The following is a 23,621-nucleotide window of genomic DNA, read 5'->3' on the forward strand; positions in this document are numbered from 1 at the left end:
CATCGGGACTGTCCGGATTCGGCGCGAAAGCAGCATTCGGCGATGCATCTCGGGCTTGGCTTTCGCTTTCGCAGCCCCTAGTTGCGGGCCATGAACTCCTCGAACGATATCCGCCGCACATTTCTCGATTATTTCGGGGCCAACGGGCATCAGGTCATGCCTTCGGCGCCGCTTGTGCCATATAACGATCCTACGTTGATGTTCGTGAATGCGGGCATGGTCCCGTTCAAGAACGTCTTCACCGGGCTCGAAACCCCGCCCGCGCCGCGCGCGGCCAGCTCGCAGAAATGCGTGCGCGCCGGGGGCAAGCACAACGATCTGGATAATGTGGGTTATACGGCCCGCCACCTGACCCTGTTCGAGATGCTGGGGAATTTCTCCTTCGGCGACTATTTCAAGGAACGCGCGATCGAGCTGGCCTGGAATCTCGTCACCGGCGAGTTCGGCCTTGCGAAGGATCGCCTTTCCGTCACCGTCTATCACACGGATGACGAGGCCTGGGACCTGTGGAAGAAGATCGCGGGCCTGCCGGATGAACGGATCATCCGCATCGCCACAAAGGACAATTTCTGGGCGATGGGTTCGGATGGCCCCTGTGGCCCCTGTTCCGAGATTTTCTGGGACCATGGCCCGGATATCTGGGGTGGCCCTCCGGGATCGCCGGAAGAGGATGGGGATCGTTTCGTCGAGATCTGGAACCTCGTTTTCATGCAATATGTGCAGGAAGCGGATCAGATCGTAAGCGACCTGCCACGTCCCAGCATCGATACCGGCATGGGGCTGGAGCGTATTTCCACGGTGATGCAGGGCGTGCATTCCGTGTTCGAGACGGATACGTTCCAGGCGCTGATCAACCAGTCGGTGGAACTGACCAAGGTGAAGGCGGAAGGCGATCACATCGCCAGCCACCGGGTGATCGCGGATCACCTGCGTTCCACCAGCTTCCTCATTGCCGATGGCGTGCTGCCCTCCAATGAAGGACGCGGCTATGTGCTGCGCCGGATCATGCGCCGCGCGATGCGCCATGCCCATCTGCTGGGCGCCGCCGATCCGCTGATGCACCGTCTGGTGCCCGCGCTGGTCACCGAGATGGGTCAGGCCTATCCGGAACTGACCCGCGCGCAGAGCCTGATCGAGGAAACTCTGGAGCGGGAGGAAACCCGTTTCCGCCAGACGCTCGACAAGGGGCTGCGCCTGCTTGAGGAGGAGACTCAGGGCCTTACCGAGGGGGCGGAACTGCCGGGCGAAACCGCCTTCAAGCTCTACGACACTTTCGGCTTCCCCTACGATCTTACCGAGGACGCGCTGCGTTCACGCGGGATCGGCGTGGACAAGGCCGGCTTCGACACCGCCATGGCGCGCCAGAAGGCCGCCGCCCGCGCAGCGTGGAAGGGCTCTGGCGCGGCTGCGGATGAGGAAGTCTGGTTCGACATTGCCGAGCGCGAGGGCGCCAGCGAATTCACCGGCTATACCTCCACCAGCGGCGAAGGCCAGGTTGTGGCGCTGGTGGCTGACGGCAAGGAAGTCCAGTCCGCCGATGCGGGCGTGGAAGTCATCGTCCTTACCAATCAGACCCCCTTCTATGGCGAGAGCGGCGGTCAGGTCGGCGATGCCGGCACGATCACCGGGCCGGGTGGCCTGAAGATTGCAATTGCCGATACCTCCAAGCCGCTCGGCCGCCTGCATGCCATGCGCGGCACGGTTGAAAGCGGCACGGTGAAGGTGGGCGATACCGTTCGTCTGGATGTGGATGTGGCGCGCCGCGATTCGATCCGCTCCAACCATTCGGCCACGCATTTGCTGCACGCGGCGCTGCGCAAGCATCTGGGTGACCACGTCACCCAGAAGGGTTCGATGGTGAGCGCAGACCGGCTGCGGTTCGATTTTTCCCATCCCAAGGCGCTAAGCCCGGAAGAAATCTCGTTGATCGAGGCCGAAGTGAACGCCGAGATTCGCCATAACGATCCCGTCACCACGCGCCTGATGACGCCTGACGATGCTATTGCCGCTGGCGCCATGGCGCTGTTCGGCGAGAAATATGGCGACGAGGTTCGCGTTCTTTCGATGGGCAGCATCGGCGCCGACAGCGGGCACAGCTATTCGGTGGAACTGTGTGGCGGCACCCATGTGCGCGCTACCGGCGATATCGCGCTGTTCCGGATCGTTTCGGAAAGCGCCGTATCATCCGGCGTGCGCCGCATCGAGGCGCTGACCGGCGAGGCAGCGCGCCAGTGGCTGGTGGACCGCGAGGAGGCACTGAAGGCAGTTGCCGGCACGCTCAAGAGTACGCCCGAAGAGGTCGAGGCGCGCGTCGCCGCTCTGGTGGACGAACGCCGCCGGCTCGAAAAGGAACTGGCCGATGCCAAGCGCGCGCTTGCGCTGGGCGGCGGTGGCGGGGCTGCCCCGGCCGCAGCGGATGAGGATATCGGCGGGGTAAAATTCTCCGGCCAGGTCATCGAAGGGCTGGATGCCAAGGAACTGCGCGGGCTTCTGGATGAAGCGAAGAAGCGCATGGGCTCGGGCGTGGCGGCGATTGTCGCCGTGAACGAAGGCCGTGCAGCCATTGCGGCTGCCGTGACCGACGATCTGACGGGTAAATTCGATGCCGTGGCACTTGTGCGCGCCGGCGTGGAAGCACTGGGCGGCAAGGGCGGTGGCGGCCGTGCGGATATGGCACAGGGCGGCGGGCCGGATGGTTCCAAGGCTTCCGATGCGATTGCGGCAGTGAAGGCGGCAATGGAGTCAGTCGCGGCCTGATCGGTCGCGATTGCATCCTCGCTTTTCAACCTTTCAAGAGGCGCTCTGACTCTCGACCGTGCTCGTGCGGAGTTTCGGTGTGTGGTCCAGAGCGCCTTCGGTCTTGATCTTCACCCGATATTCGTCGCGCTTTTCGTGGATCGAGGCGATCACAGGGCCCATCGCGACACCCAGATCCACCAGCACGGATTCGGATAGCTGGAGCGAGCTTTCCAGCGTTTCCGGCACGGCATGGGTCGCGCCGCTGCGATAGAGCAGGGCGGCGTGGTCCGTATCGCGGGCGCGGGCGATGATCAGCAGATCGGGATAGGCCTGGCGCAATTTGCGCACCAGCCGCTGCGCCAGCACCGGCTCGTCCATGGTGAGTACTACGGCGGGTGCGGCTGCCACATTCAGCCGTTCCAGTACCTTGGCGCGCGATGCGTCGCCGAAGGTCACGGCATAGCCATCCCGCCGGGCACGTTCCACCAGATCCGCATCGCCATCCACCCCGACATAGGGCTTGCCATGCACGGTCAGCATGTCGGCCACCAACCGCCCGACGCGGCCGAAGCCCAGGATGATGACATGGCGCTGGCCGGGGCGAGTGGAGATTTCCTCTACCGTGGGTGCCGGGTCGATCCTGCGGCCGATCATGCGGCCCAGCCGGGCAAGCAAAGGGGTGACGGTCAGGCCGATGGCAGTCACGATTTGCCAGAACTGCGCCGTTCCGGGCTGGATCAGCAGCGCCTGTGTGGCCGCCGTCAGAACGATCAGGGTGGTTTCCGATGGGCTGGCCATCAGGATACCCGTCTCGGTAGCCATGCCGGCCCGCGCGCCCATCAGCCGCAGCAGTACCCCGGTAACGACGGCTTTGAGCGACAGCACGCCCACCACGGCCAGAGCGATGGGGCCGAGATTGGCCCAGATGATGGTCAGATCGATACCCATCCCCACCGTGATCAGGAACACGCCGAGCGCGAGGCCCTTGAAAGGCTCCGTGATCTGCTCGACTTCGGTATGATATTCGGTTTCCGCGATCAGCAGCCCGGCGATCAGCGCGCCGACGATAGGCGAAAGTCCGGTCGCCGCAGTGGCAAGACTGGATCCGATCACCACCAGCAGGCTGGCGGCCAGGAACAGTTCCGGGCTTTTCGTTCGGGCAGCCTGGGCGAACAGGCGGGGCAGGGCAAGGCGGCCCAGCACCAGCAGCGCGCCGACCACCAATGCACCTTGCCAAAGAGTGGTGACCAGTCCTTCGGCCCCATCCTTGGCTGCATAGGGGGCAAGCGCACCCAGCAGGAAGATGATGGGGACGATGGCGATATCCTCGAACAGCAGCATTGCCAGAGCGGCGCGGCCTACTGACGATTGCGTGCCCGAAATCTGCAGCACCAGCGCAGTGGAGGACAGGGCGAGGGCAAGGCCGAGGCCCAGCGCGCCCGTCCAATATTGCCCAAGCATCGCCAGGAAGGCGGTCAGCAGGCAGGAAATTACGCCCAGTTCCAGCGCGCCCAGCCCGAAAACCAGACGCCGCATTTCCCACAAGCGATTGAAGCTCAGTTCCAGCCCGATGGTGAACAGCAGCAGGATGATCCCGAATTCCGCGAAAGGGGCGAGCCCTTCGGGATCGGTGATGGTGACGAAACCCAGCCAGTCATATTGGTAGACCAGCTTGCCCAACCCATAGGGCCCCACCAGCACGCCCACCAGAATGAAGCCGATTACCGGCGTGATACGGAACCGGGCGAAGATGGGGATGATCAGCCCGGCCGCGCCGAGGATCACCAGCGCATCGGACAGGAAGGTGGATGTGAATTCGCCATGCGCCATGCCGCATCCTTATTGCACGCGCGAAACGAAAGTCACCCATGGATAAGCACAAAAAATGCCTTCCCCAGCGCGATCCAGGCAGGTTTGCTGCGCAGATGCGAAAAAACTGCTCTGGAACCCTTCGCATCTGCCCCTATTTCTGTTTAACCTTGGGTATCATCCACAAGAAGGAAACTGACGCCGCATGCCCCATGCCACGCCGCTTATCGCCACGCTTGTCGGAGGCATCGTCCTGGCATTCATATTGGGCGCGGCGGCGCACAGGCTTCGGCTTCCTCCCCTGATCGGTTATCTGCTTGCGGGCGTAGTGATCGGCCCGTTCACGCCGGGCTATGTCGCGGATCAGCATCTGGCGGATCAGCTGGCGGAACTGGGCGTGATCCTGCTGATGTTCGGCGTGGGCCTGCATTTCTCGGTCAGGGATCTGATGGCAGTGCGCAAGGTGGCAGTGCCCGGCGCTATCGTGCAGATTTCCGTGGCAGTGGTGCTGGGCATGAGCCTTGCCGCATTGCTCGGCTGGAGCGTGATGGGCGGCTTCGTCTTCGGCTTGGCCCTGTCGGTGGCGAGTACGGTGGTGCTGCTGCGCGCGATGCAGGAACGGCGCCTGCTGGATACCGAACGCGGCAAGATCGCGGTGGGCTGGCTGATCGTGGAAGATCTGGTGATGGTCTTCGCTCTGGTGCTGCTGCCGGCTGTTGCGGCGGGTGACGGCACGATGGGCGGGATCGGCACCGCGCTTGCTTCCACTCTGGCCAAGGTCGGCGCATTTATCGCCTTCATGCTGATCGTCGGCCGGCGGGTCATTCCCTGGCTGCTCCATTCCATCGCGCATAGCGGCTCGCGGGAGCTGTTTCGCCTTGCCGTGCTGGCTATCGCACTGGGCGTGGCGTTTGGGGCGGCTTTCCTGTTCGGCGTCTCCTTTGCGCTGGGGGCCTTCTTCGCGGGCATGATCCTGTCCGAATCCCAGCTCAGCCAGCGCGCGGCGGAGGAAACGCTGCCCTTGCGGGATGCCTTTGCGGTGCTGTTCTTCGTGTCGGTCGGCATGTTGTTCAACCCGCATGTCGTGGTGGCAAAGCCGCTGGCACTCATCGCCACCGTGGCGATCATCGTGGTGGGTAAATCGGTTGCGGCCTATCTGATCGTCCGCCTGTTCCGCCGGCCCCACCGCACCGCGCTGACCATTGCGGCCAGTCTGGCGCAAATCGGTGAATTCTCCTTCATCCTCGCCACGCTGGGTACCTCGCTGGAACTCATACCGGGCGAGGCGCGCGACCTGATTCTGGCGGGTGCGATCTTCTCGATCCTGTTCAATCCGCTGCTGTTCAGCCTGATCGCCCGATCCGAGGCGAAGGCGGACAAGGCGGAAGGAAAGCCCGCACCGGTTCCCGTTCCGGCGCCAAAGGGCCACGTGGTGCTGATCGGCTATGGCCGCGTCGGCTCACTGATTGGCGAAAAGCTCATCGGCGCGGGTGAGCGACTGACCGTGATCGAGGCGGAAGACGATTTCTCAGGCTTTCCAGAAGCCGGGGAGAAGGTGACGGTAATTGCCGGCAATGCAGCGGCCAGATCGGTGTTGGAACGCGCCAATCTGGGCGAGGCGCGGCTGCTGTTCGTGGCAATTCCGCAGAGCTTCGAGGCCGGGCAGATCGTTGAACAGGCTCGCGCGATCAATCCCGGGCTGAAGATCGTGGCACGCGCCCATAGCGATGAAGAGGAAACGCACCTCATGTCCTGCGGGGCGAATCTGACGATCATGGGCGAGCGGGAAATTGCGCGCCGGATGATCGAACAGGCCTTGCCCGCCAACTGATCGAGGGGCGCTTGAGCCTCCTCAACAGAACAGATCTTACACAGGCGGGCATATTCCACTGAGACAAATGCCCATTCGTCATCCCGGCGAACGCGGGGATCGCTGGCCATGGTGGCTGAAGGTGGCCAGCGGTCCCGGGTCAAGCTCGGGACAACGGACGAATATTTGTCTTTATGGGATAAACGCCAAGCAAATTCAGAGTGACAACCGAGGAAACGCCTCGTCCGCCTCTCTCTGCCTGCCTGCCAGCGCTATAATCGCCAAAAGAAAGGCCGGGTCTGCGCCTTGCAAACCCGGCCTTTCCAATGCCGTATCCTGAGAGGATTCAGATCAGGCCCAGTTGGCCATCTCTGCTTCGAGGTTTTGCACGATGGCCTCGAAGAACTGCTCGGTGGTCATCCACGGCTGGTCCGGGCCGATCAGCAGCGCCAGATCCTTGGTCATCTTGCCGCTTTCCACGGTTTCGATGCAGACCTTTTCCAGAGTCTCGGCAAAGCGCACCACGTCGGGCGTATTGTCGAAACGGCCGCGATAGATCAGGCCGCGCGTCCAGGCGAAGATGCTGGCAATGGGGTTGGTGCTGGTCGCCTTGCCCTGTTCATGCTGGCGATAGTGGCGCGTCACGGTGCCGTGGGCGGCTTCTGCTTCCACCGTCTTGCCATCGGGGGTCATCAGCACGGAGGTCATCAGGCCGAGCGAGCCGAAGCCCTGGGCTACCTGATCCGACTGCACATCGCCGTCGTAGTTCTTGCAGGCCCAGATGAACTTGCCGTTCCACTTGAGTGCGGAAGCGACCATGTCGTCGATCAGGCGGTGTTCGTACCAGATCTTGGCTTCGTCGAACTTCGCCTTGAAGCCTTCGGTCTCGTAGACTTCCTGGAACAGATCCTTGAAGCGCCCGTCATAGGCCTTGATGATCGTGTTCTTGGTGGAGAGGTAGAGGGGCCAGCCGCGATTGAGCGCGTAGTTCATGCTGGCGCGGGCAAAGTCGCGGATCGAATCGTCGAGATTGTACATCGACATGGCGACGCCGGAGGAGGGGAAGTTGAACACTTCGCGGTCGATCACAGTGCCGTCTTCGCCTTCGAACACCAGGCGCAGCTTGCCCTTGCCGGGGACGAGGAAGTCGGTCGCGCGGTACTGGTCGCCAAAGGCATGGCGGCCGACCACGATGGGATCGGTCCACCCCGGAATCAGGCGGGGGACGTTGGAAATGACGATCGGTTCGCGGAAGATCGTGCCGCCCAGGATGTTCCGGATCGTGCCGTTGGGGCTCTTCCACATCTGCTTGAGGCCGAATTCCGTGACGCGGCCTTCATCCGGGGTGATGGTGGCGCACTTCACGCCCACGCCATGCTGCTTGATGGCATTGGCGGCATCGATAGTGATCTGGTCGTCCGTCTCGTCGCGCTTCTGGACCGACAGATCGTAATAGATGAGATCGATATCGAGATAGGGCTGAATCAGCCTTTCGCGGATCCATTGCCAGATGATGCGCGTCATTTCGTCGCCATCGATTTCGACGACGGGATTCGCGACCTTGATCTTCGCCATAGTGGCCCCTGTGCCTAGAGAAATGGGATGAGGGGCCTCTTAGCAGCCTAGAGGCGAGGCGCAAGGAACAGGGGCTATAAACGAAAAAAGCGCCGCTTTCGCGGCGCCTTTTCGAATGGTGGGCGTAGCAAGGATTGAACTTGCGACCCCTACGATGTCAACATAGTGCTCTACCACTGAGCTATACGCCCGCACCATTCGGTCCGCCGGAGCATCCGGCAGGCGGGCCATTTAGCTGCGCCTTCGCCCGGTTGCAAGTGGGTAGCGGAAAAGCTTTTCACCTATCGGTATTTTTTCTGCCCGGTGCGCTTTTCAGAGCAGGACCGAGGCCTGTTCCTCGAACAGGCGCTCGATCTCGCGCACCAGATCGCGCAGGTGGAACGGCTTGGACAGGATATTGGCCCGCGGCGTCTCGCGGCTGGCCTTGAGCGTGACGGCCGCGAAGCCGGTAATGAACATGATCTTGGTATGCGGGCTGATCTCACCGCAACGCTGGGCAAGCTCGATCCCGTCCATTTCGGGCATCACGATGTCTGAAAGCAGCAGATCATAGGCGCCGGTTTCGAGCAGCGGCACTGCCGCAGTGCCCCGATCCACCGCCGAAACCCGGTATCCGGCATTCTCCAGTGCGCGCGCCAGATATGTGCGCATGGCCTCTTCGTCCTCGGCCAAAAGGATTCGCCGCATTCCCCGTACCTTCCCGATTTTTGGTGCCCCGCGGCCATAACCCATCCCCTCTTAACAATCTCATGCGGATTCGAGGTTGGCCTGCTTTGAGACAGGCATCTTTGACTTGGTAAGCATTCCGGGCCAGCAAGCAGGGATCGTGGGAGACAATCCAACTTCGCGCGAATCGGCTGGCCTGAAGGGTGGCGCGATTCCCGGCCTGGCAGGGCAGGCTGCTTTCACGCTGACACGGCGGGAGCCGTCATTGGTGCCCGTGCTGATCGCGGTTCCTCATGCCGGCAGGCTCTATCCCCCGGAATTGCTCGGCAGGATGCGCAGACCGGGCGAAACGGCGCTCAGGCTGGAAGACCGCTATGTTGACCTTCTGGCCAGTGCCGTCGCGCGTGAAACCGGCGCGGCGCTGCTCGTCGCCCACGCGCCACGCGCCATGATCGATCTCAATCGCGCGCCGGGGGAGATGGACTGGGATATGCTGCGCTTCGGCGCTCCGCCAGGACGCAGGGGAGAGCGGATGAGCCGCCGGGCCCGCAGCGGGCTGGGGCTGGTCCCGCGGCGTTTGCCGGGCATAGGCGAATTATGGCGTCGCCCGCTGGAAGAAAGGGATCTGGAGGCGCGGCTGGAAGGGGTGCATCGGCCCTATCACACAACCATTTCGGATAATCTGGGCAGGATCAGGGCTCGTTGGGGTGCTGCGCTGCTGGTGGACATGCACTCCATGCCGCCGCTCAGCCCGCACATGCCGGGGGAACCTGCGCCTGAAATCGTGTTGGGCGATCGTTTCGGGGCAACCTGCGAAGGGGTACTGTGCGCGGCGGCCTTCGATGAATTGAACCGCCAGCGGCTCATTGCCGCGCATAATCGCCCTTATGCGGGCGGCTATGTTCTTGAACGACATGCCGCGCCAGAGCAGGGCATACATGCGCTTCAGGTGGAAATCTGCCGCTCCACATATCTCGATGAAAGGCTGGCGGAGCCGGCGGAAGATACAATGGCGGCCATCATCCTCTCCCTGACAGCTCTCGTGCGGCGTCTGGCGGACGAAACCGCCGCGCTCGGCCGGGGGGCGCAATTTCCACAGGCGGCGGAATAGGGCGAGACGAACAGAGGCCAAGGGGCCTCTGGAACCGCTTATTCAGCAGGCAATAAAAAACCACCTCGTGCGCAGGGCACGAGGTGGCCAAGGTACAGGGAGGAAGCACGCTTTCGCGCGCTTATCCGGCCGAGCCATGAGGGAAGCCGCAACCGGACTTACTAAAGATAGGCCCCCGCAGGCCAATTGCAAGCCTGCGGGGGTCCATCTTCAGAATTTCGTCTGATTTAGTTGACTGTTTGAGCCGTGGCAGCCCCCGGGCCCTTGCCCTGGGCGGTCTGCAGACCGAAAATCACTCGCAGCAGATCAAGCGACATGATGTGCGCGTAGATCAGCGCAAGGATACCGTTCTGGTTCCAGGCGCGCAGCAGATCACCGCGCAGTTCGCGCAGCTTTTCCTGATTGATCATCTTGAAACCGCGATAGATGAAGGGCTGATCGCTGCCTTCGCGCGTGATCGCCACTTCGCCATCCATCAGCAGATCGTGCTTGAGCAGTTCATCGACGAATGCCTGCGTGCGCACGCCGGCTTCTTCGAACCGTTCGCAAAACTGCATCACGCCCTTGGTGAATTCGGCAGGCTCTTCGCCCTCGAACAGCGCATCGCCATCCTCGAAATCGCCCAGCAGCTTGCTGGAGGGATCGAAGCAGAGCGACATGACGTCGGTATTTGCGTCCAGCTTGGCGAGCAGGAAGGGATAGCGGCGCACGTAAGCGGGCATGTAAATGTCGGTCGTCAGCACGCCCTCGGCATCCACATAGACGTTGACGCCTTCATTTAGGCCGAACAGCGCCAGCGGAACCGGACGCTCACCCGAGGAGAATACGATCGGGAAGAAGCGCTGGGCGAGGGAGAATTCCTCGGCCGTCAGCGGAACGGCATGCTGGTCGATAAGCCAGTTGGCGGTTTCGCTGCGGTGCGAGCGCCACTTTTCGTGATCGCGCCGGTTGAGCGGCATCAGGTCCTGGTAAAACAGAGGCAGGCTAGGGTTCGGCGCGGTGGCCATTGGCATCTCTCCGACGTCAAAAAATTGCAAAAAAGCGGCATTTCCCGTGCGCTTCGAGCGGCGGCTTTAAGGGGTGTCGCTGCCCGGTGCAAGGGGCACGAGTTTCCCCGGATTGAGGATGCCGGCCGGGTCCAGCGCGTGTTTTACGGCGCGCATCATGGCCAGCGAAACCGGGTCGCCCAGCCGCTCCAGCTCGTCGCGCTTCAACTGGCCGATGCCATGTTCCGCGCTGATCGATCCGCCCCATTGCGTGACCAGATCATAGACCTGGGCGCTGATCTTCTTGCCATCGCCTTCCTGCCAGGTACGGGGATCGACCCCCGGCGGAGCGATGACGTGGAAATGCACATTGCCATCGCCCAGATGGCCGAAGGCAATCGCTTCCGTGCCGGGCCATGCCGCTTCGATCACGGGGACGGCGGCCTCCACGAAATCAGGCATTTTTTCAACCGCAACGGATATATCGTGCTGCACGGCGGGGCCCTTTGCCCGCTCCGCCGGAGCAATCGAATCGCGCAGCAGCCAGAAAGCTTCCGCCTGGGCTTCATTGGCGGAAATCACTGCATCTTCCAGCAACCCCTTCTCGAAGGCGGAGGTCAGCATGGTTTCGGCCAGCTGTTGCAGATCCGTGGGTTTGCCCTTTTCCGCCACGATCTCGATCAGGGCGTGCCAGCCATGCTTGCCTGCAAGGGGGGAGCGGGAGCCGGGCAGATGATCGATCACATCTTCCAGAGTGGATTGCGCGACGACCTCGAACCCTTCCAGCGCATCGCCTGCGATGGCTTGGCAATGGAGCAGCAGCGCGCGTGCGCCCGTGATGGAGGGAACGCCTGCCCACAGCACCAGCCGGTCGGCCAGGCCGGGCGATAGCTGAAGCGTGGCTGCCGTGACGATTCCCAGCGTTCCTTCGGAGCCGATCAGCAATTGCTTCAGATCGAAGCCGCGATTGTCCTTCTTGAGCGGAGTGAGGGCGCTGAAGATGCTGCCATCCGCCAATACTGCTTCCAGCCCCAGCACCTGCGCGCGCATTGAGCCGTGGCGCAGCACCTGCGTGCCCCCGGCATTGGTGGAAATCAGCCCGCCGATCGTGGCTGAACCCTTCCCGCCCAAGGTGAGCGGAAAGCGCATGCCGGTGGCTTCCACAGCCTCGTGGAAGGTCTGCAGGATCACGCCCGCCTCGCACAGGGCCTGACGGGCATCGGGATCGATCGAGCGGATCGCATGCATCCGCCGCAGCGACAGGATAATCGCCTTGCCGCTCTCATCCGGGGTTGCGCCGCCGCACATGCCGCTGTTCCCGCCCTGCGGCACGATGGCGATTGCATGGGCCGCGCAGAGCTTCACCAGCGCCGATACATCCGCCGTGGAGGCAGGGGAGGCCAGAGCCAGCGCCGCGCCGGTGAAGCGGCCGCGCCAGTCAGTCAGCCAGGGTTCCATCAGTTCGGGATCGCGGGTCAGGCCGCGCGGGCCGAGCAGTGCCTCGGCTTCGGTCAGGAAGGTCTCGCTCATGGCCAAGCCTATGACATGATGGTTGCCGGCTCGCCAGTATTTGCGCGTGACATCGGCTTGCAACTTGAATGCAAGGGGTTAAGCGGATGTTCAAGCGGCGACCTTAAGGAGACAGGCGTGACGGGAAGCATGGGGCACCCGTCAGGTTTGAGATGCGGATGAACAGCTTTGCTGCCTACCTCGCGCCGCTCGCCTTGCTGTTTCCTGCTGGGCTCGCCGATGCGCCACATAGGGCTGATGAGCGCCCGGCGGCGCTCGTGGCGGGGGAACTGGGCGGGGGCGATCTGCTGAGCACGCCGATTAACACGCCGCTCAACACCGGCTTCGGCGCGCCTTTCCCGGTGCTTTCAGTGGGCGACAGCGCGATCCCGGGCGATAATGGGCAAGTTCGCATCGAACAAAGTGTTACCATCCGCATTTCGCCCAAGGCCGTAGCCAACCAGCAGGATTTGCTTGCCCAATTGCCTCAAGGCCGGAAAGCCGCCCATGTGGAAGAGCGCAAATATGGCAGCTGTGTTTCGGCGCAGGGCATTGCCGGGGTTTCCACCTCGGCCGACAACCGCCTGCTGCTGTTCATGCGGGATCGCAAGGTAATCAGCGTCGCGCTCGAAAAGGCCTGTAGTGCGCGGGATTTCTATTCAGGCTTCTATGTCCAGCGCACTGAAGACGGGATGTTATGCGTGAAGCGTGACACCATCCATTCGCGGGCCGGGGCCAAATGCGTATTGAAGCAGTTCCGTCAACTCGTCGCGGTTCGTGACTGAAAAGCGGGTGGCGCTGCCATTTCCTTGACTTTTACTGCCGTATCGGAATAGGGCGCGGCGTTTGCAGTGCGCCTTTGCTGGTGCGCAGCTTTCGCCAGGGCTGGGCGCATTTCGCGGCCCGTGCCGAATCCGGACACAGTCTATCCTATGAAATTTGCCGATCTCGGCCTGTCTGACGAATTGCTGCAAGCGGTTGAATCCGCTGGCTATGACACGCCCACGCCGATCCAGGCCCAGGCGATCCCCCAGATCCAGATGATGAAAGATCTGATCGCGATCGCGCAGACTGGCACGGGCAAGACCGCCAGCTTCGTGCTGCCGATGATCGACATTCTGGCTCATGGCCGCCGTCGCGCCCTGATGCCGCGCAGCCTGATTCTCGAGCCGACCCGCGAACTGGCTGCTCAGGTGGCCGAGAATTTCGAGAAATACGGCAAGAACCACGATCTCAAGATGGCGCTGCTGATCGGTGGCGTTCAGATGGGCGATCAGGTGAAGGCGCTCAACGAAGGCGTGGATGTTCTGATCGCCACTCCGGGTCGCCTGATGGACCTGTTCGAGCGGGGCAAGATTCTGCTCACCGGCTGCGATCTGCTGGTGATCGACGAAGCGGATCGCATGCTCGACATGGGCTTCATCCCGGATATCGAGACGATCTGCTCCAAGCTGCCGCCCAACCGGCAGACGCTGCTGTTTTCGGCCACCATGCCGCCGCCGATCAAGAAGCTGGCGGACAAGTTCCTGACCAACCCGAAATATATCGAGGTTGCCCGTCCGGCGTCGGCCAATATCAACATCGCCCAGCACAAGGTGTTCGTCACTCCTCGCAAGAAGCGGGAGGTGCTGCGGCATCTTCTGCGCACGGATGATGTGCGGACCGCGATCATTTTCGCCAACCGCAAGACTACGGTGCGCGAACTGGCCAAAAGCCTGAAACAGCACGGTTTCGCGGTGGGCGAAATCCATGGCGACATGGACCAGTCCCAGCGCCTTGCCGAATTGCAGCTGTTCAAGGATGGGCACATCAATATCCTTTGCGCGTCTGACGTTGCCGCCCGCGGGCTGGACGTGAAAGGCGTGAGCCACGTCTTCAATTTCGACACGCCCTGGCATCCGGACGATTATGTCCACCGCATCGGCCGCACCGGCCGCGCAGGAGCCAAGGGCCGCGCCTTCACTTTCGTGAGTGACGAGGATGCCGAGGCAATCGCCAATGTCGAGAAGCTGACCGGGATGAAGATTCCCGTTTTCACGCTGGAGGCAGAAGCGAACACTGAATCGGAAGCGGAAGAACGCCCTGCGCGTTCCGAAAAGCCCAGGCGCTCCAGCCGGCAGCGTGAGGAGCGCGAGCCGCGCGCCACGCGTGAAGAACGTCCTGCGCGTGAAGAGCGGCCGGATCGGGGAGAGCGGAGCGAGCGTGCGGAAAGCCGCAAGGCCCGCCCGGAGCGTCGCGATGACCGGCGCACCCGCTTTGAGGACAATGAGCCCGACGATGGCGGCTGGAACGGCCCGATTCCGGGCTTCCTGAACGTCTCAGCGGGCTGAGCCCGCTCAGGCGAGAGTAACGAAACTGGCGATCACCCGCTTGCGGCCGGTGGTTTCGAACTCGATTTCCAGCTTGTTGCCTTCCTGGCCGATCACTTCGCCATAGCCGAATTTTTCGTGGAACACTCGCGCGCCCAGGGCGATGTCCCCGCGCGGCTTGGCAGCATAGCTGGCGGCGCTGCGCCCCGGTTCGGCCAGGCGTTTGGGCGTGGTGTCATATCCGGTGGAAAGGGCGCGCTGCCAGCCGGGGCCACGATTTTGCGAGCGGCCGGGCCGATCCCGCGCGACATGGGCGAAGGGGTCTTCCCGTTCGGACCAGTTGGCGCGCCACATGGATGCCCCGCCTGACAGGGTAGTCTCCTGCTCTATATGGGTATCGGGCAATTCAGCTATGAAGCGGCTGGGGATCGAACTGGTCCACTGGCCATAGATCCGCCGGTTCGAGGCATGGAGTATCGTACACCGCCTGCGCGCGCGGGTGATGGCGACATAGGCAAGGCGGCGCTCTTCCTCCAGGCTGGCAAGACCGCCTTCGTCAAGCGCCCGCTGCGAGGGGAATACGCCTTCTTCCCAGCCGGGCAGGAACACATTGTCGAATTCCAGCCCCTTGGCGGCGTGCATGGTCATGATGGTGACCTTCTCGCCATCGTCGCTGGCATCATTGTCCATCACCAGACTGACATGTTCGAGGAACTCGCCCAGCGTCTGGTAATCTTCCATCGCGCGGGCAAGTTCGGAGAGGTTCTCAAGCCTGCCTGAGGCTTCGGCGCTGCGCTCTGCCTGCAACATGGCATTATAGCCCGTCTCGTCCAGCAGAGTACGCAGCAGTTCTGCAGGGGTGGTCTGCTCCGCCAGTTCGCGCCAGCGGACAAAGCTGCCCATCAGCGCGGCGATCGTGGCGGCGGCGCGCTTGGGCAGTTCATCGGTCCCGGCAAGCTGGAGCGCGGCGGCGGCCAGCGGCAGTCCGGTGGCCCGCGCATGGCGGTGCATCGCCTCCAGTGCCTTGGCGCCAAGGCCGCGCTTAGGCTGGTTGTAGATCCGCTCGAAGGCAAGATCGTCCTGCGGTTGTGCGATTACGCGCAGATAGGCGAGGGCATCGCGAATTTCGGCGCGTTCGTAGAAGCGAAAACCACCAATAATCTTGTAGTTAAGGCCAATTTGTATGAAGCGGTCTTCAAATTCGCGGGTCTGGTATTGCGCCCGCACGAGGATGGCGACCTGATCGAGCGGAGCGCCCTCGCGCTCCAGCCGCTCGATTTCCTCACCCACACGGCGCGCTTCCTCGGGTGCATCCCACACGCCGATCACACGCACGCGATCCCCGCCATTGCGCTCGGTCCACAAGGTCTTGCCGAGCCGTTCGCTATTGGCGGAAATCAGGCCGGAAGCGGCGCCCAGAATGTCCGGCGTGGAACGATAATTCTGCTCCAGCCGGATCACCTTCGCGCCCGGAAAATCCTTTTCAAACCGTAGGATATTGGCAACTTCTGCGCCGCGCCATGAATAGATGGACTGATCGTCATCCCCCACCACGCAGATATTCTTGCGGGCCTGGGCAAGCAGGCGCAGCCACAGATACTGGACGGCGTTGGTGTCCTGATATTCGTCCACCATGATATATTTGAAGCGCTGCTGATATTGCTCCAGCACCTCGCGATGCTTGCGGAAGATGTTCAGCATGTGGAGCATCAGGTCGCCGAAATCGCAGGCATTCAGCGCCTTCAGCCGGTCTTGATAGAGGCGGTAGAATTGCTGGCCCTTGCCATTGGCGTAGCTCTCGTTCTCTCCCGCATCGAGGTCTTCCGGGTTGAGCCCGCGGTTCTTCCAGCGATCGATCAGTCCGGCAAGCTGGCGGGCAGGCCAGCGCTTTTCATCGAGGTTCTGTTCCACGATCATCTGCTTGAGCAGGCGCAGCTGATCGTCCGTATCGATGATCGTGTAATTGGATTGCAGGCCCGCCAGTTCGGCATGGCGGCGCAGCATCTTGGCGCAGATGGAATGGAACGTGCCGAGCCATGGCATCCCTTCCACCGCATCGCCGATCAATTGCCCAACCCGGTGACGCATCTCCCGCGCGGCGCGGTTGGTAAAAGTGACGCACAGAATCTCGCTCGGCCAGGCGCGCCTTGTGGCGACCAGATGGGCGAGGCGGGCGGTCAGTGCCGCCGTCTTGCCCGTGCCCGCACCGGCCAGCATCAGCACCGGACCTTCGGTGGTCAGCACCGCTTCGCGCTGCGGGGCATTCAAGCCGCGCGCATAAGGAGGCAGATCGGCGTCATCTACAGACGGGGCAGGGCCCGCAAAGGGGGCAGGGGGCAAGTCATTTTGCATGATATGGGTGAACAGTTAGGGAACATAAGGCAGGCACGCAAGCGCTTGTCCACAAGGGCTTGACCTGCGGCGAGCCTGTGCCAAGCAGCCCGCATGGGTCCGATCAAACGCAATTCCCGCATTCTCACCGCCGCAATGGTGGGCACTGCGGTCGAGTTCTACGATTTCTACGTTTATGCCACGGCCGCCGCTTTGGTGTTCGGCCCGCTTTTCTTTCCATCAGAAAGCGCGAGCGCGCAATTGCTGCTGAGCCTGATGAGCTTTGGCCTGGCCTTCTTCGCGCGCCCGGTGGGGGCCATCGTGTTCGGCCATTTCGGGGACCGGCTGGGGCGCAAGAGCACGCTGGTCGTTTCGCTGATGCTGATGGGCATTTCCACCCTGCTGATCGCCTTCCTGCCGACCTACCAGATGGTCGGCTGGATCGCGCCCGCCCTGCTGTGCGTGCTGCGTTTTGGCCAGGGCTTCGGCCTTGGCGGCGAATGGGGCGGGGCGGCATTGCTGGCAGTGGAGAATGCGCCCAAGGGATGGGAAGCGCGCTTTGGCGCGGCGCCGCAACTGGGCGCGCCCGTGGGCTTCCTCGCCGCCAATGGGCTGTTCCTGCTGCTGGGCATCTATCTGCCGGAAGACGCATTCAATGCCTGGGGCTGGCGCATTCCCTTCCTGCTGAGCGCCGTTCTGGTGGCGCTTGGCCTGTGGGTTCGCCTACGCATTGGCGAAACTCCTGCTTTCAAGGAAGCGCTGGAAAAAACGCCACCGCACAAGATGCCGCTTCGCGCCGTAGTGGTTCACCACTGGCCCGCCCTGATCGCGGGCTGCGCGGGCGTGGTGGCGTGTTTCGCCATCTTCTATCTCTCCACGGCCTTCGCGCTGGGCCATATGACGACGGAGCGCGGTGTTGACCGCGAAACCATGCTGGCGGTGCAGCTGGCGGCCAATACATTCCTTGCGGTGGGCATTGCCCTATCCGCCCTCTGGTCCGATCAGGCGAGCCCGCGTAATGTGCTGGTGGCAGGCGCTCTGGGCACGGTGATGCTGGGGGCGATGTTCGGCCCGCTGATGGCCTGGGGCACTCTGACCGAAGTCTTCATGCTCCTCTCCTTCGCCCTGCTGGTGATGGGTTTCGCCTATGGCCCGCTAGGCGCCTGGCTACCCACCCTGTTCCCGGTGAATGTGCGCTATACGGGCGTGTCGATTGCCTTCAATGGCGGCGGGATCATCGGCGGGGCCGTGGCCCCTGTCGCCGCGCAATGGCTGGCCGGAAGTGGCGGGGACGGCGGCACGGTGCGCGTAGGCATCTTCCTCGTTATCTCGGGCCTCATCACGCTGCTGGGCGTGGCTTTCGGCCGCAAGGGCAAGGAACGGATCGCGGCGGTGATCGCCGAATAGGGGGGAGTTATTCCCCGGTCAGGCGCAGCAGGTGCAGCCGCGCCTTGCCGCAATCGCGCGTCGCATCCAGCTCGAAGCCCTTCAGATCCAGCACTTCGCGATGCGAGGTTTCCACGCTGATCCATGCGCCGGGTGCAATCCAGCCCAGGCGCTTGAGCTTGTCGAGCGCCACCGCGCCCGCGCCCGTCTCGTAAGGCGGATCGAGTAGCAGCAGGTCCACCGGCTGCCGGGCAACGCCCAGCGAGAGGACGGACATGGCCCGCACATCGCATTGCTGCTGCGCGCGCATGGCGGCAATGTTCTCACGCAGGGCACGGATCGCCGCAGCGTCCTGCTCCACGAAGATCGCCTTTTCCGCCCCGCGCGAAAGGGCTTCCAGCCCCAGCGCTCCGGACCCGGCAAAGAGATCGGCCACCACGAGGCCTTCAAAGCTGCCCAGTCGGCTTGTGAGCATGGAGAACAGGGTCTCGCGGGTGCGATCTGAAGTGGGTCGCGTCGTCTCACCCTTGGGCGCCCGCAGCGGCCTTCCGCGCCATTGCCCGGCAATGATCCTCATCGCCAGCCTCCGCGCGTGGCGATGTGGCGGCGGAACTGCTCCAGATCCTTCTGGCGCACTTCGCTGGCCTGGCCGCGCGGCAGGTCGCCCAGCGCAAAGGGGCCATAGGAGAGGCGCATCAGACGGCTGACCTTGAGGCCCAGATGCTCCAGCACCCGACGCACTTCACGGTTCTTGCCTTCGGTCAGCGTCATTTCGATCCACTGGTTGCGGCCCGTCCGCCGTTCCAGATTGGCATCGATCCGGCCATAATTTACGCCATCGATAGTGACGCCTTCGATCAGCGTTTCCAGCTCGGCCTGAGAGATGTCGCCAAAGGCGCGGGCGCGATAGGTGCGCGGAATGCCGTTGGCTGGCAGTTCCATCGCGCGCTTCAGCTCGCCGTCATTGGTCAGCAACAGCAGCCCTTCGGTATTAAGGTCCAGCCTCCCGATGGGCATCAGACGGGGCGTGCCGGGGGGCAGGGCATTGCGCAGGGCGTTGTAGATGGTAGGACGGCCCTTGGGATCGCGCTCCGCCGTCAGCAGGCCCTGCGGCTTATGGAACAGGAACAGGCGCGGCGCTTCGGGCGCGGCGACCGGCTTTCCGTCCACCGTGACACCTGCCAGCGAAGTGAGGATGGTGGCCGGAGTTTCGAGTACTTCGCCGTTCAGGGCGATGCGGCCATCGGCGATCATCCGCTCGATCTCGCGGCGGCTGGCCACGCCGGCACGTGCCAGAAGCTTGGCGATCCGGTCGCCGGGCTTATCCGATGCGCGGCCTGCTGTGGGAGCTGGTCTTGCGGTCGATGCGGAAGCTCGAGGGGCGCTTCGTGCGCGCGCTCCGGGTTTCGAGGCCCGGGAGTTTCCGGCCGGAGATCTGGGGGGGCGTGGGGACATGGCCCGCCCTTAGAACCAGAGCGGGGATGCGTCAAAGCAATGACGCTGATTGCTCTAGGGGGATCGGGGTGGGGCCTGGACTGTGCGGTCGGGCGTAATCAATTTGAAAGGCCAATCGCGCCAGAAATGTTAACCATATAAATCAACTAATCGATGTCTATGCCACACGTTTAGCAATGCGCGGACAAGAGCGGGTGGATCGATCCTGGCTATGGCAAAACGCCCGCAGCGGGCTGTTTCCGCGCGGACAGATACAACATCAGCCAGTCGGACGGAGATCGTGCGGCGGCAATTCCAGAATGAGGCGTTGAAGGAAGGGGGCGCCAAGCCTGTATCAGGTTGTCGCTCGTTCTCGCGGATGGGGCAAACGGCCCGGATTTTCGTCGCCTTCAGGGTCATAGGGGCGCCAACCCATTTGATCGCGAAGCAGGTGCGTGCCACATCGGCGGCATGTGGTCCTGTAGTCGATATTGTCATGCCACACGCGATGGCGATGGATCCGATGACCGGTAAACGAGCAGACTAACTCACCTAACACGCAAAAGCCCCTTATGCCGAACCGCCCTTCCAGCTTCCCCCCGGGGCCGGATGTCGTATCGATTCGATGACGACCTGATTATCTTATATTGCTGAGGATGCAGGACTTTTCTTAACAGTTGGTGTCGTTGAATTAACGATTGCACCAAAGGGCAATGGGCGGGAGCGTGGCGAAACCGGCACGCCTGCTGTCTATCCCGAGCAGGCCGGATGCATGGGTTCGGAGATACGGCAGGAAAGGCCACGGACTTTCCCCTTCGGGATATCTGCAAGGGCGCGCGCGGGCGCGGTTTTCCTCATTTCGGTCCGGCCAGAGCGCGATCCTGTGGATGTGGCACTTTCTTTCCCGATGCGTAACGCTAGGTTCGCCAGCCAGATAAGTGAGGAATCTTGGATGTCAGGAAAGCGTCGGGGCGTCGGCCTGCTAGTTACGGCCTTCTCGAACCGTAAAACCGGCATCATGCTGATCTATGGCATGGCTTCGGGCCTGCCATATGCGCTTCTGCTCGGGACATTGTACGCCTGGCTGGGGGAGACTGGGGTCGATCTTGAAACGATGGGTGTTTTCTCGCTCATCGGTCTGGCTTACGCCTTCAAATTCCTCTGGTCTCCCTTGGTGGATAAGGGCCGGGTGCCAATTTTGTGGCGGCTGGGGCGCAGGCGTAGTTGGCTCCTGCCAATTCAGGCGCTTGTGGGCCTTGTCCTGATCGCACTTTCTGCCATTAATCCAGAGACTTCCATCGGGTTGTTCTCCATCCTTGCAGGAATGGCTGCATTCGCCAGCGCGACACAGGATATCGTTATCGATGCCTGGCGCGTGGAAGTGGCCGACGAGGCTGCTCCGCTGGAAGTACTCTCTTCGGTGTATCAATTGGGCTATCGCCTCGCCGCGCTCGCGGGCGGTGCATTGGCACTAATCGTTGCAGCGAGAACCGGCTGGCCGGCGGTCTATTTCGGGTTCGGCATATTCATGCTGCTGGTGCTGGTCATCAGCCTATTCGCTCCAGACACAGTTGCTGAAGATTCCGAAGAAGAAGCCGGGGCGGATAGACCGCGATTGTCGAAGCGAGTTCGTTACCCCGCACTTGCTCTGGTCGCGCTGCTTTGGGGATGGGCGCTTGCCACTGTGCTCGTTTTCATGGTCCGTTCCTTGGGCGCTGAACCCGAATTTCGGCCAAATCCCACTGATTTTATACAGTTTTATGGTCCTTTGATCGTCATCGCCACAGTGGTCGTGCCCGCGATCCTGGCGGCCGTTCTCGATGGCTGGCAAAAACAGGGCAAGCATCTCGAGCATGGGGAAAGCGCCCGGTCACCGCGGAGTTTTGTCGATTACGCATATTCTGCCCTGATCGATCCGCTGGCCGAATTGGTGGGGCGGCTACGCTGGGCAGCTATTCTCGTTCTTGCGATCGTTCTGACCTATCGCCTCACGGACTCGATCTGGGGGCCATTCGCGCTGCCGTTCTATCTACAGGAGCTGCACTACACGAATGATGAGGTCGCGATTGCCTCCAAGTTCTTCGGGGTAGGGATGACGATGGCGGGCATTGGATTGTCGGCCTTGTTGTTCACCTATGTCGGACGAATGCCGACTGTAATCCTCGGGGCCGTTCTGGCTGCTGCTTCCAACCTGTTATATGCCGATCTCGCCCAAGGCGGCGCGGGGCTGGACGCTTTCGGCAGGATTACGGGTTTCTATTGGGCAGCTGCCGAATTCGGTGCAGATTCTCGCCTGGGGCGTTTGCTTCTGGCCATCGCAGGCGAGAACCTCTCTGGTGGGATCGCCGGGGCCGCCTTTGTGGCCTATCTTTCGTCAATTACGGCAAAGAGCCACGCCGCTGTACAATATGCCCTGCTTTCCTCGCTTACCGTGCTGGTAGGGTCGTTGGGACGAGCAGCACTTGGCGAGAAGATCGATACATCGGGCTATGCGCCGGTCTTCTATCTGACCGCGGGCATCGGCACTGTCGCCATCGTCCTGTGCATCATCGAAGCCATCAGGCAGTCGTCCCGGTCCAAGGCCTGAGGTGCATTCGAACAGGGACTGAGCGCAGCCAGGCCTCAGTCCGGCACTTCCTCATTCGCTTCCAGCACCACGCCTGCCAGATAGAGCGAACCGGCGATCAGCACGGTATGCGCGCCGGGGGTGAAGCTGGCCAAAGCCTCCTGCACGTTCTGCGCGGGCGCGGCGTCTGCGATGCCGAGGGCCATGGCGGCAGTGGCGATGTCTTCCGGACTGTGGCAATCGTGGCCGGTGATCGGCACGGTGCGTATCTGGGCGATCATCGGGGCGATCGGCTCCAGGAATTCGGCGATGGGCCGGTTGGACATCATGCCCATGATTAGCGCAAGGCCGCTGTGGCCCGCCAGCGCGCGGGCAATCGCCTGCGCGGCATCGGGGTTGTGCCCGCCATCGAGAATGAATTCCGCGCCCGGCACCATCGCGGTGATCGGGCCCTTGCGCAGGGCCTGCAGGCGCGCGGGCCAGCGGGCGCTGACGATTCCCTGAGCCATGGCCTCGGGCGTTACCGAAACCACATTCTGATGGCGCAGCATGGCCACGGCCAGCGCGGCATTTTCACCCTGATGCTTGCCATAGAGAGAGGGTAGCGGCAGTTCGAGATCGCCTGCCGCGTCGCGATAATGGAGCTTGTCGTCCACATGGACGGACCATTCCTGCCCGCGCATGGCAACGCTGGTGCGTGCTTCCTTGGCCAGGCGAATGACCTGCGCGGTTGCTTCGGGCGGATAGGACATGGTGACGAGCGGCGCGCCCGCGCGAGCTATATGCGCTTTCTCGAAGGCAATGCGGGCCAGTGGATGTGCCGGCGCACCCGGATCTTCGCGCAGCAGGAAGGCTTCATGGTCGATCCCCAGCGAGGCAATGCCGCAGGCGACCGGATTTTCCAGAACATTGGTGGCGTCGAACCGCCCGCCAAGGCCCACTTCGATCACGCAGGCATCGGCCGGGATGCGCGAAAAGGCGAGGAAAGTGGCAGCGGTCGTCACTTCGAAGAAGCTCGGCCCCAGATCCTCGCTGGCGTCCAGCACTTCCTTCAGCAAAGCGCCGAGGAGTTGATCGCTGATCAGCCTGCCGGCCAGCCGAATACGTTCATTATAGCGCACCAGATGGGGCTTGGTGGCGGTGTGGACCGTCAGCCCCTGCGCCTCCAGCATATAGCGCAGATAGGTGCAGGTGGAGCCCTTGCCATTGGTGCCCGCGACATGGAACGTCGGCGGCAGGTGCTTCTGCGGATCACCGAGGCGCTTCAATATCTCGCGGATCGTTTCCAGGCCGAAACGGCCCTGCGGCAGGGTCAGGGCGGCGAGCCGGTCCAGCTCGCGCTGGACCTCAGGATCGTCCGAGGTGGCGAAATCGCGCATCAGCTATGTCC

16 protein-coding genes and 1 tRNA gene are annotated in these 23,621 nt (G+C 62.5%); 7 read left to right on the forward strand and 10 right to left on the reverse strand.

Annotation, left to right across the window (positions count from 1 at the left end; translation table 11 throughout):
- Positions 1-90 precede the first annotated feature (90 nt).
- Positions 91-2,757, forward strand: coding sequence for an alanine--tRNA ligase (gene alaS / locus H0274_RS03005; RefSeq protein ID WP_226792864.1), 2,667 nt, complete (start codon positions 91-93; stop codon positions 2,755-2,757).
- Between the two features lie 33 nt (positions 2,758-2,790).
- Here the strand turns inward: alaS and H0274_RS03010 are convergent, their stop codons facing one another.
- The gene (locus H0274_RS03010; protein ID WP_226792865.1) at positions 2,791-4,569 is read right to left on the reverse strand and encodes a cation:proton antiporter domain-containing protein; all 1,779 of its coding nucleotides are present in this window, start codon (positions 4,567-4,569) and stop codon (positions 2,791-2,793) included.
- 184 nt (positions 4,570-4,753) lie between these two features.
- On the opposite strand from H0274_RS03010, the gene ybaL reads away from it, so the two are divergent.
- Positions 4,754-6,379 (forward strand): YbaL family putative K(+) efflux transporter, encoded by a 1,626-nt coding sequence (gene ybaL / locus H0274_RS03015; protein ID WP_226792866.1) that lies wholly within the window; start codon positions 4,754-4,756, stop codon positions 6,377-6,379.
- Positions 6,380-6,709: 330 nt separating this feature from the next.
- Here the strand turns inward: ybaL and H0274_RS03020 are convergent, their stop codons facing one another.
- The 3 genes from H0274_RS03020 to cpdR form a co-directional block, all read right to left on the reverse strand.
- Complete coding sequence (locus tag H0274_RS03020) at positions 6,710-7,933, reverse strand: NADP-dependent isocitrate dehydrogenase (protein ID WP_226792867.1); 1,224 nt, start codon at positions 7,931-7,933, stop codon at positions 6,710-6,712.
- 116 nt (positions 7,934-8,049) lie between these two features.
- Positions 8,050-8,124 (reverse strand) — tRNA-Val (locus tag H0274_RS03025).
- Between the two features lie 121 nt (positions 8,125-8,245).
- Complete coding sequence (cpdR, locus tag H0274_RS03030; RefSeq protein ID WP_226792868.1) at positions 8,246-8,620, reverse strand: cell cycle two-component system response regulator CpdR; 375 nt, start codon at positions 8,618-8,620, stop codon at positions 8,246-8,248.
- A 139-nt stretch (positions 8,621-8,759) separates the two neighbouring features.
- On the opposite strand from cpdR, the gene H0274_RS03035 reads away from it, so the two are divergent.
- A complete protein-coding gene (locus tag H0274_RS03035) occupies positions 8,760-9,710 on the forward strand; it encodes an N-formylglutamate amidohydrolase (protein WP_226792869.1) in 951 nt (316 codons plus the stop codon).
- Positions 9,711-9,937: 227 nt separating this feature from the next.
- On the opposite strand, the gene H0274_RS03040 is transcribed toward H0274_RS03035, so the two are convergent.
- Together H0274_RS03040 and H0274_RS03045 are read right to left on the reverse strand one after the other, a co-directional pair.
- A complete protein-coding gene (locus H0274_RS03040; RefSeq protein ID WP_226792870.1) occupies positions 9,938-10,717 on the reverse strand; it encodes a SapC family protein in 780 nt (259 codons plus the stop codon).
- Between the two features lie 66 nt (positions 10,718-10,783).
- The gene (locus H0274_RS03045) at positions 10,784-12,226 is read right to left on the reverse strand and encodes an FAD-binding oxidoreductase (RefSeq protein ID WP_226792871.1); all 1,443 of its coding nucleotides are present in this window, start codon (positions 12,224-12,226) and stop codon (positions 10,784-10,786) included.
- Between the two features lie 158 nt (positions 12,227-12,384).
- On the opposite strand from H0274_RS03045, the gene H0274_RS03050 reads away from it, so the two are divergent.
- Together H0274_RS03050 and H0274_RS03055 are read left to right on the forward strand one after the other, a co-directional pair.
- Positions 12,385-12,990, forward strand: coding sequence for a hypothetical protein (locus H0274_RS03050; protein ID WP_226792872.1), 606 nt, complete (start codon positions 12,385-12,387; stop codon positions 12,988-12,990).
- A gap of 147 nt (positions 12,991-13,137) precedes the next feature.
- The gene (locus H0274_RS03055; protein WP_226792873.1) at positions 13,138-14,535 is read left to right on the forward strand and encodes a DEAD/DEAH box helicase; all 1,398 of its coding nucleotides are present in this window, start codon (positions 13,138-13,140) and stop codon (positions 14,533-14,535) included.
- 6 nt (positions 14,536-14,541) lie between these two features.
- Here H0274_RS03055 and H0274_RS03060 read toward each other — a convergent pair whose 3' ends face one another.
- Positions 14,542-16,866 carry an ATP-dependent helicase gene (locus tag H0274_RS03060; protein WP_226792874.1) on the reverse strand — a complete coding sequence of 775 codons (2,325 nt, stop codon included), beginning with the start codon at positions 16,864-16,866 and terminating at the stop codon, positions 14,542-14,544.
- Positions 16,867-16,959: 93 nt separating this feature from the next.
- Between H0274_RS03060 and H0274_RS03065 the strand changes: the two genes are divergently transcribed.
- Positions 16,960-18,252, forward strand: coding sequence for an MFS transporter (locus tag H0274_RS03065; RefSeq protein ID WP_226792875.1), 1,293 nt, complete (start codon positions 16,960-16,962; stop codon positions 18,250-18,252).
- 7 nt (positions 18,253-18,259) lie between these two features.
- Here the strand turns inward: H0274_RS03065 and rsmD are convergent, their stop codons facing one another.
- On the reverse strand, positions 18,260-18,808 hold the full coding sequence (rsmD, locus tag H0274_RS03070) for a 16S rRNA (guanine(966)-N(2))-methyltransferase RsmD (protein ID WP_226792876.1): 549 nt from the start codon (positions 18,806-18,808) through the stop codon (positions 18,260-18,262).
- On the reverse strand, positions 18,805-19,686 hold the full coding sequence (locus H0274_RS03075; RefSeq protein WP_226792877.1) for a pseudouridine synthase: 882 nt from the start codon (positions 19,684-19,686) through the stop codon (positions 18,805-18,807). Before H0274_RS03075 ends, rsmD begins: the two co-directional genes overlap by 4 nt.
- Positions 19,687-20,617: 931 nt before the next feature.
- Here H0274_RS03075 and H0274_RS03080 point away from each other — a divergent pair.
- The gene (locus tag H0274_RS03080; RefSeq protein WP_226792878.1) at positions 20,618-22,252 is read left to right on the forward strand and encodes an AmpG family muropeptide MFS transporter; all 1,635 of its coding nucleotides are present in this window, start codon (positions 20,618-20,620) and stop codon (positions 22,250-22,252) included.
- A gap of 35 nt (positions 22,253-22,287) precedes the next feature.
- Here H0274_RS03080 and H0274_RS03085 read toward each other — a convergent pair whose 3' ends face one another.
- Complete coding sequence (locus H0274_RS03085; RefSeq protein WP_226792879.1) at positions 22,288-23,610, reverse strand: bifunctional folylpolyglutamate synthase/dihydrofolate synthase; 1,323 nt, start codon at positions 23,608-23,610, stop codon at positions 22,288-22,290.
- Positions 23,611-23,621: the final 11 nt, after the last annotated feature.

The sequence above is a fragment of the Fulverythrobacter ferritrahens genome (genome assembly GCF_020539485.1).
Classification (GTDB): Bacteria; Pseudomonadota; Alphaproteobacteria; order Sphingomonadales; family Sphingomonadaceae; genus Andeanibacterium; species Andeanibacterium ferritrahens.

Bases quoted from the DNA above. Each gene is read 5' to 3' on its own strand.
- cpdR (WP_226792868.1), bottom strand. From the start codon at position 8,620: ATGCGGCGAATCCTTTTGGCCGAGGACGAAGAGGCCATGCGCACATAT.
- H0274_RS03040 (WP_226792870.1), bottom strand. From the start codon at position 10,717: ATGGCCACCGCGCCGAACCCTAGCCTGCCTCTGTTTTACCAGGACCTG.
- H0274_RS03065 (WP_226792875.1), top strand. From the start codon at position 16,960: ATGGGTCCGATCAAACGCAATTCCCGCATTCTCACCGCCGCAATGGTG.
- H0274_RS03080 (WP_226792878.1), top strand. From the start codon at position 20,618: ATGTCAGGAAAGCGTCGGGGCGTCGGCCTGCTAGTTACGGCCTTCTCG.
- H0274_RS03045 (WP_226792871.1), bottom strand. From the start codon at position 12,226: ATGAGCGAGACCTTCCTGACCGAAGCCGAGGCACTGCTCGGCCCGCGC.
- H0274_RS03010 (WP_226792865.1), bottom strand. From the start codon at position 4,569: ATGGCGCATGGCGAATTCACATCCACCTTCCTGTCCGATGCGCTGGTG.
- H0274_RS03075 (WP_226792877.1), bottom strand. From the start codon at position 19,686: ATGTCCCCACGCCCCCCCAGATCTCCGGCCGGAAACTCCCGGGCCTCG.
- H0274_RS03060 (WP_226792874.1), bottom strand. From the start codon at position 16,866: ATGCAAAATGACTTGCCCCCTGCCCCCTTTGCGGGCCCTGCCCCGTCT.
- rsmD (WP_226792876.1), bottom strand. From the start codon at position 18,808: ATGAGGATCATTGCCGGGCAATGGCGCGGAAGGCCGCTGCGGGCGCCC.
- H0274_RS03085 (WP_226792879.1), bottom strand. From the start codon at position 23,610: ATGCGCGATTTCGCCACCTCGGACGATCCTGAGGTCCAGCGCGAGCTG.
- alaS (WP_226792864.1), top strand. From the start codon at position 91: ATGAACTCCTCGAACGATATCCGCCGCACATTTCTCGATTATTTCGGG.
- H0274_RS03020 (WP_226792867.1), bottom strand. From the start codon at position 7,933: ATGGCGAAGATCAAGGTCGCGAATCCCGTCGTCGAAATCGATGGCGAC.
- H0274_RS03050 (WP_226792872.1), top strand. From the start codon at position 12,385: ATGAACAGCTTTGCTGCCTACCTCGCGCCGCTCGCCTTGCTGTTTCCT.
- ybaL (WP_226792866.1), top strand. From the start codon at position 4,754: ATGCCCCATGCCACGCCGCTTATCGCCACGCTTGTCGGAGGCATCGTC.
- H0274_RS03055 (WP_226792873.1), top strand. From the start codon at position 13,138: ATGAAATTTGCCGATCTCGGCCTGTCTGACGAATTGCTGCAAGCGGTT.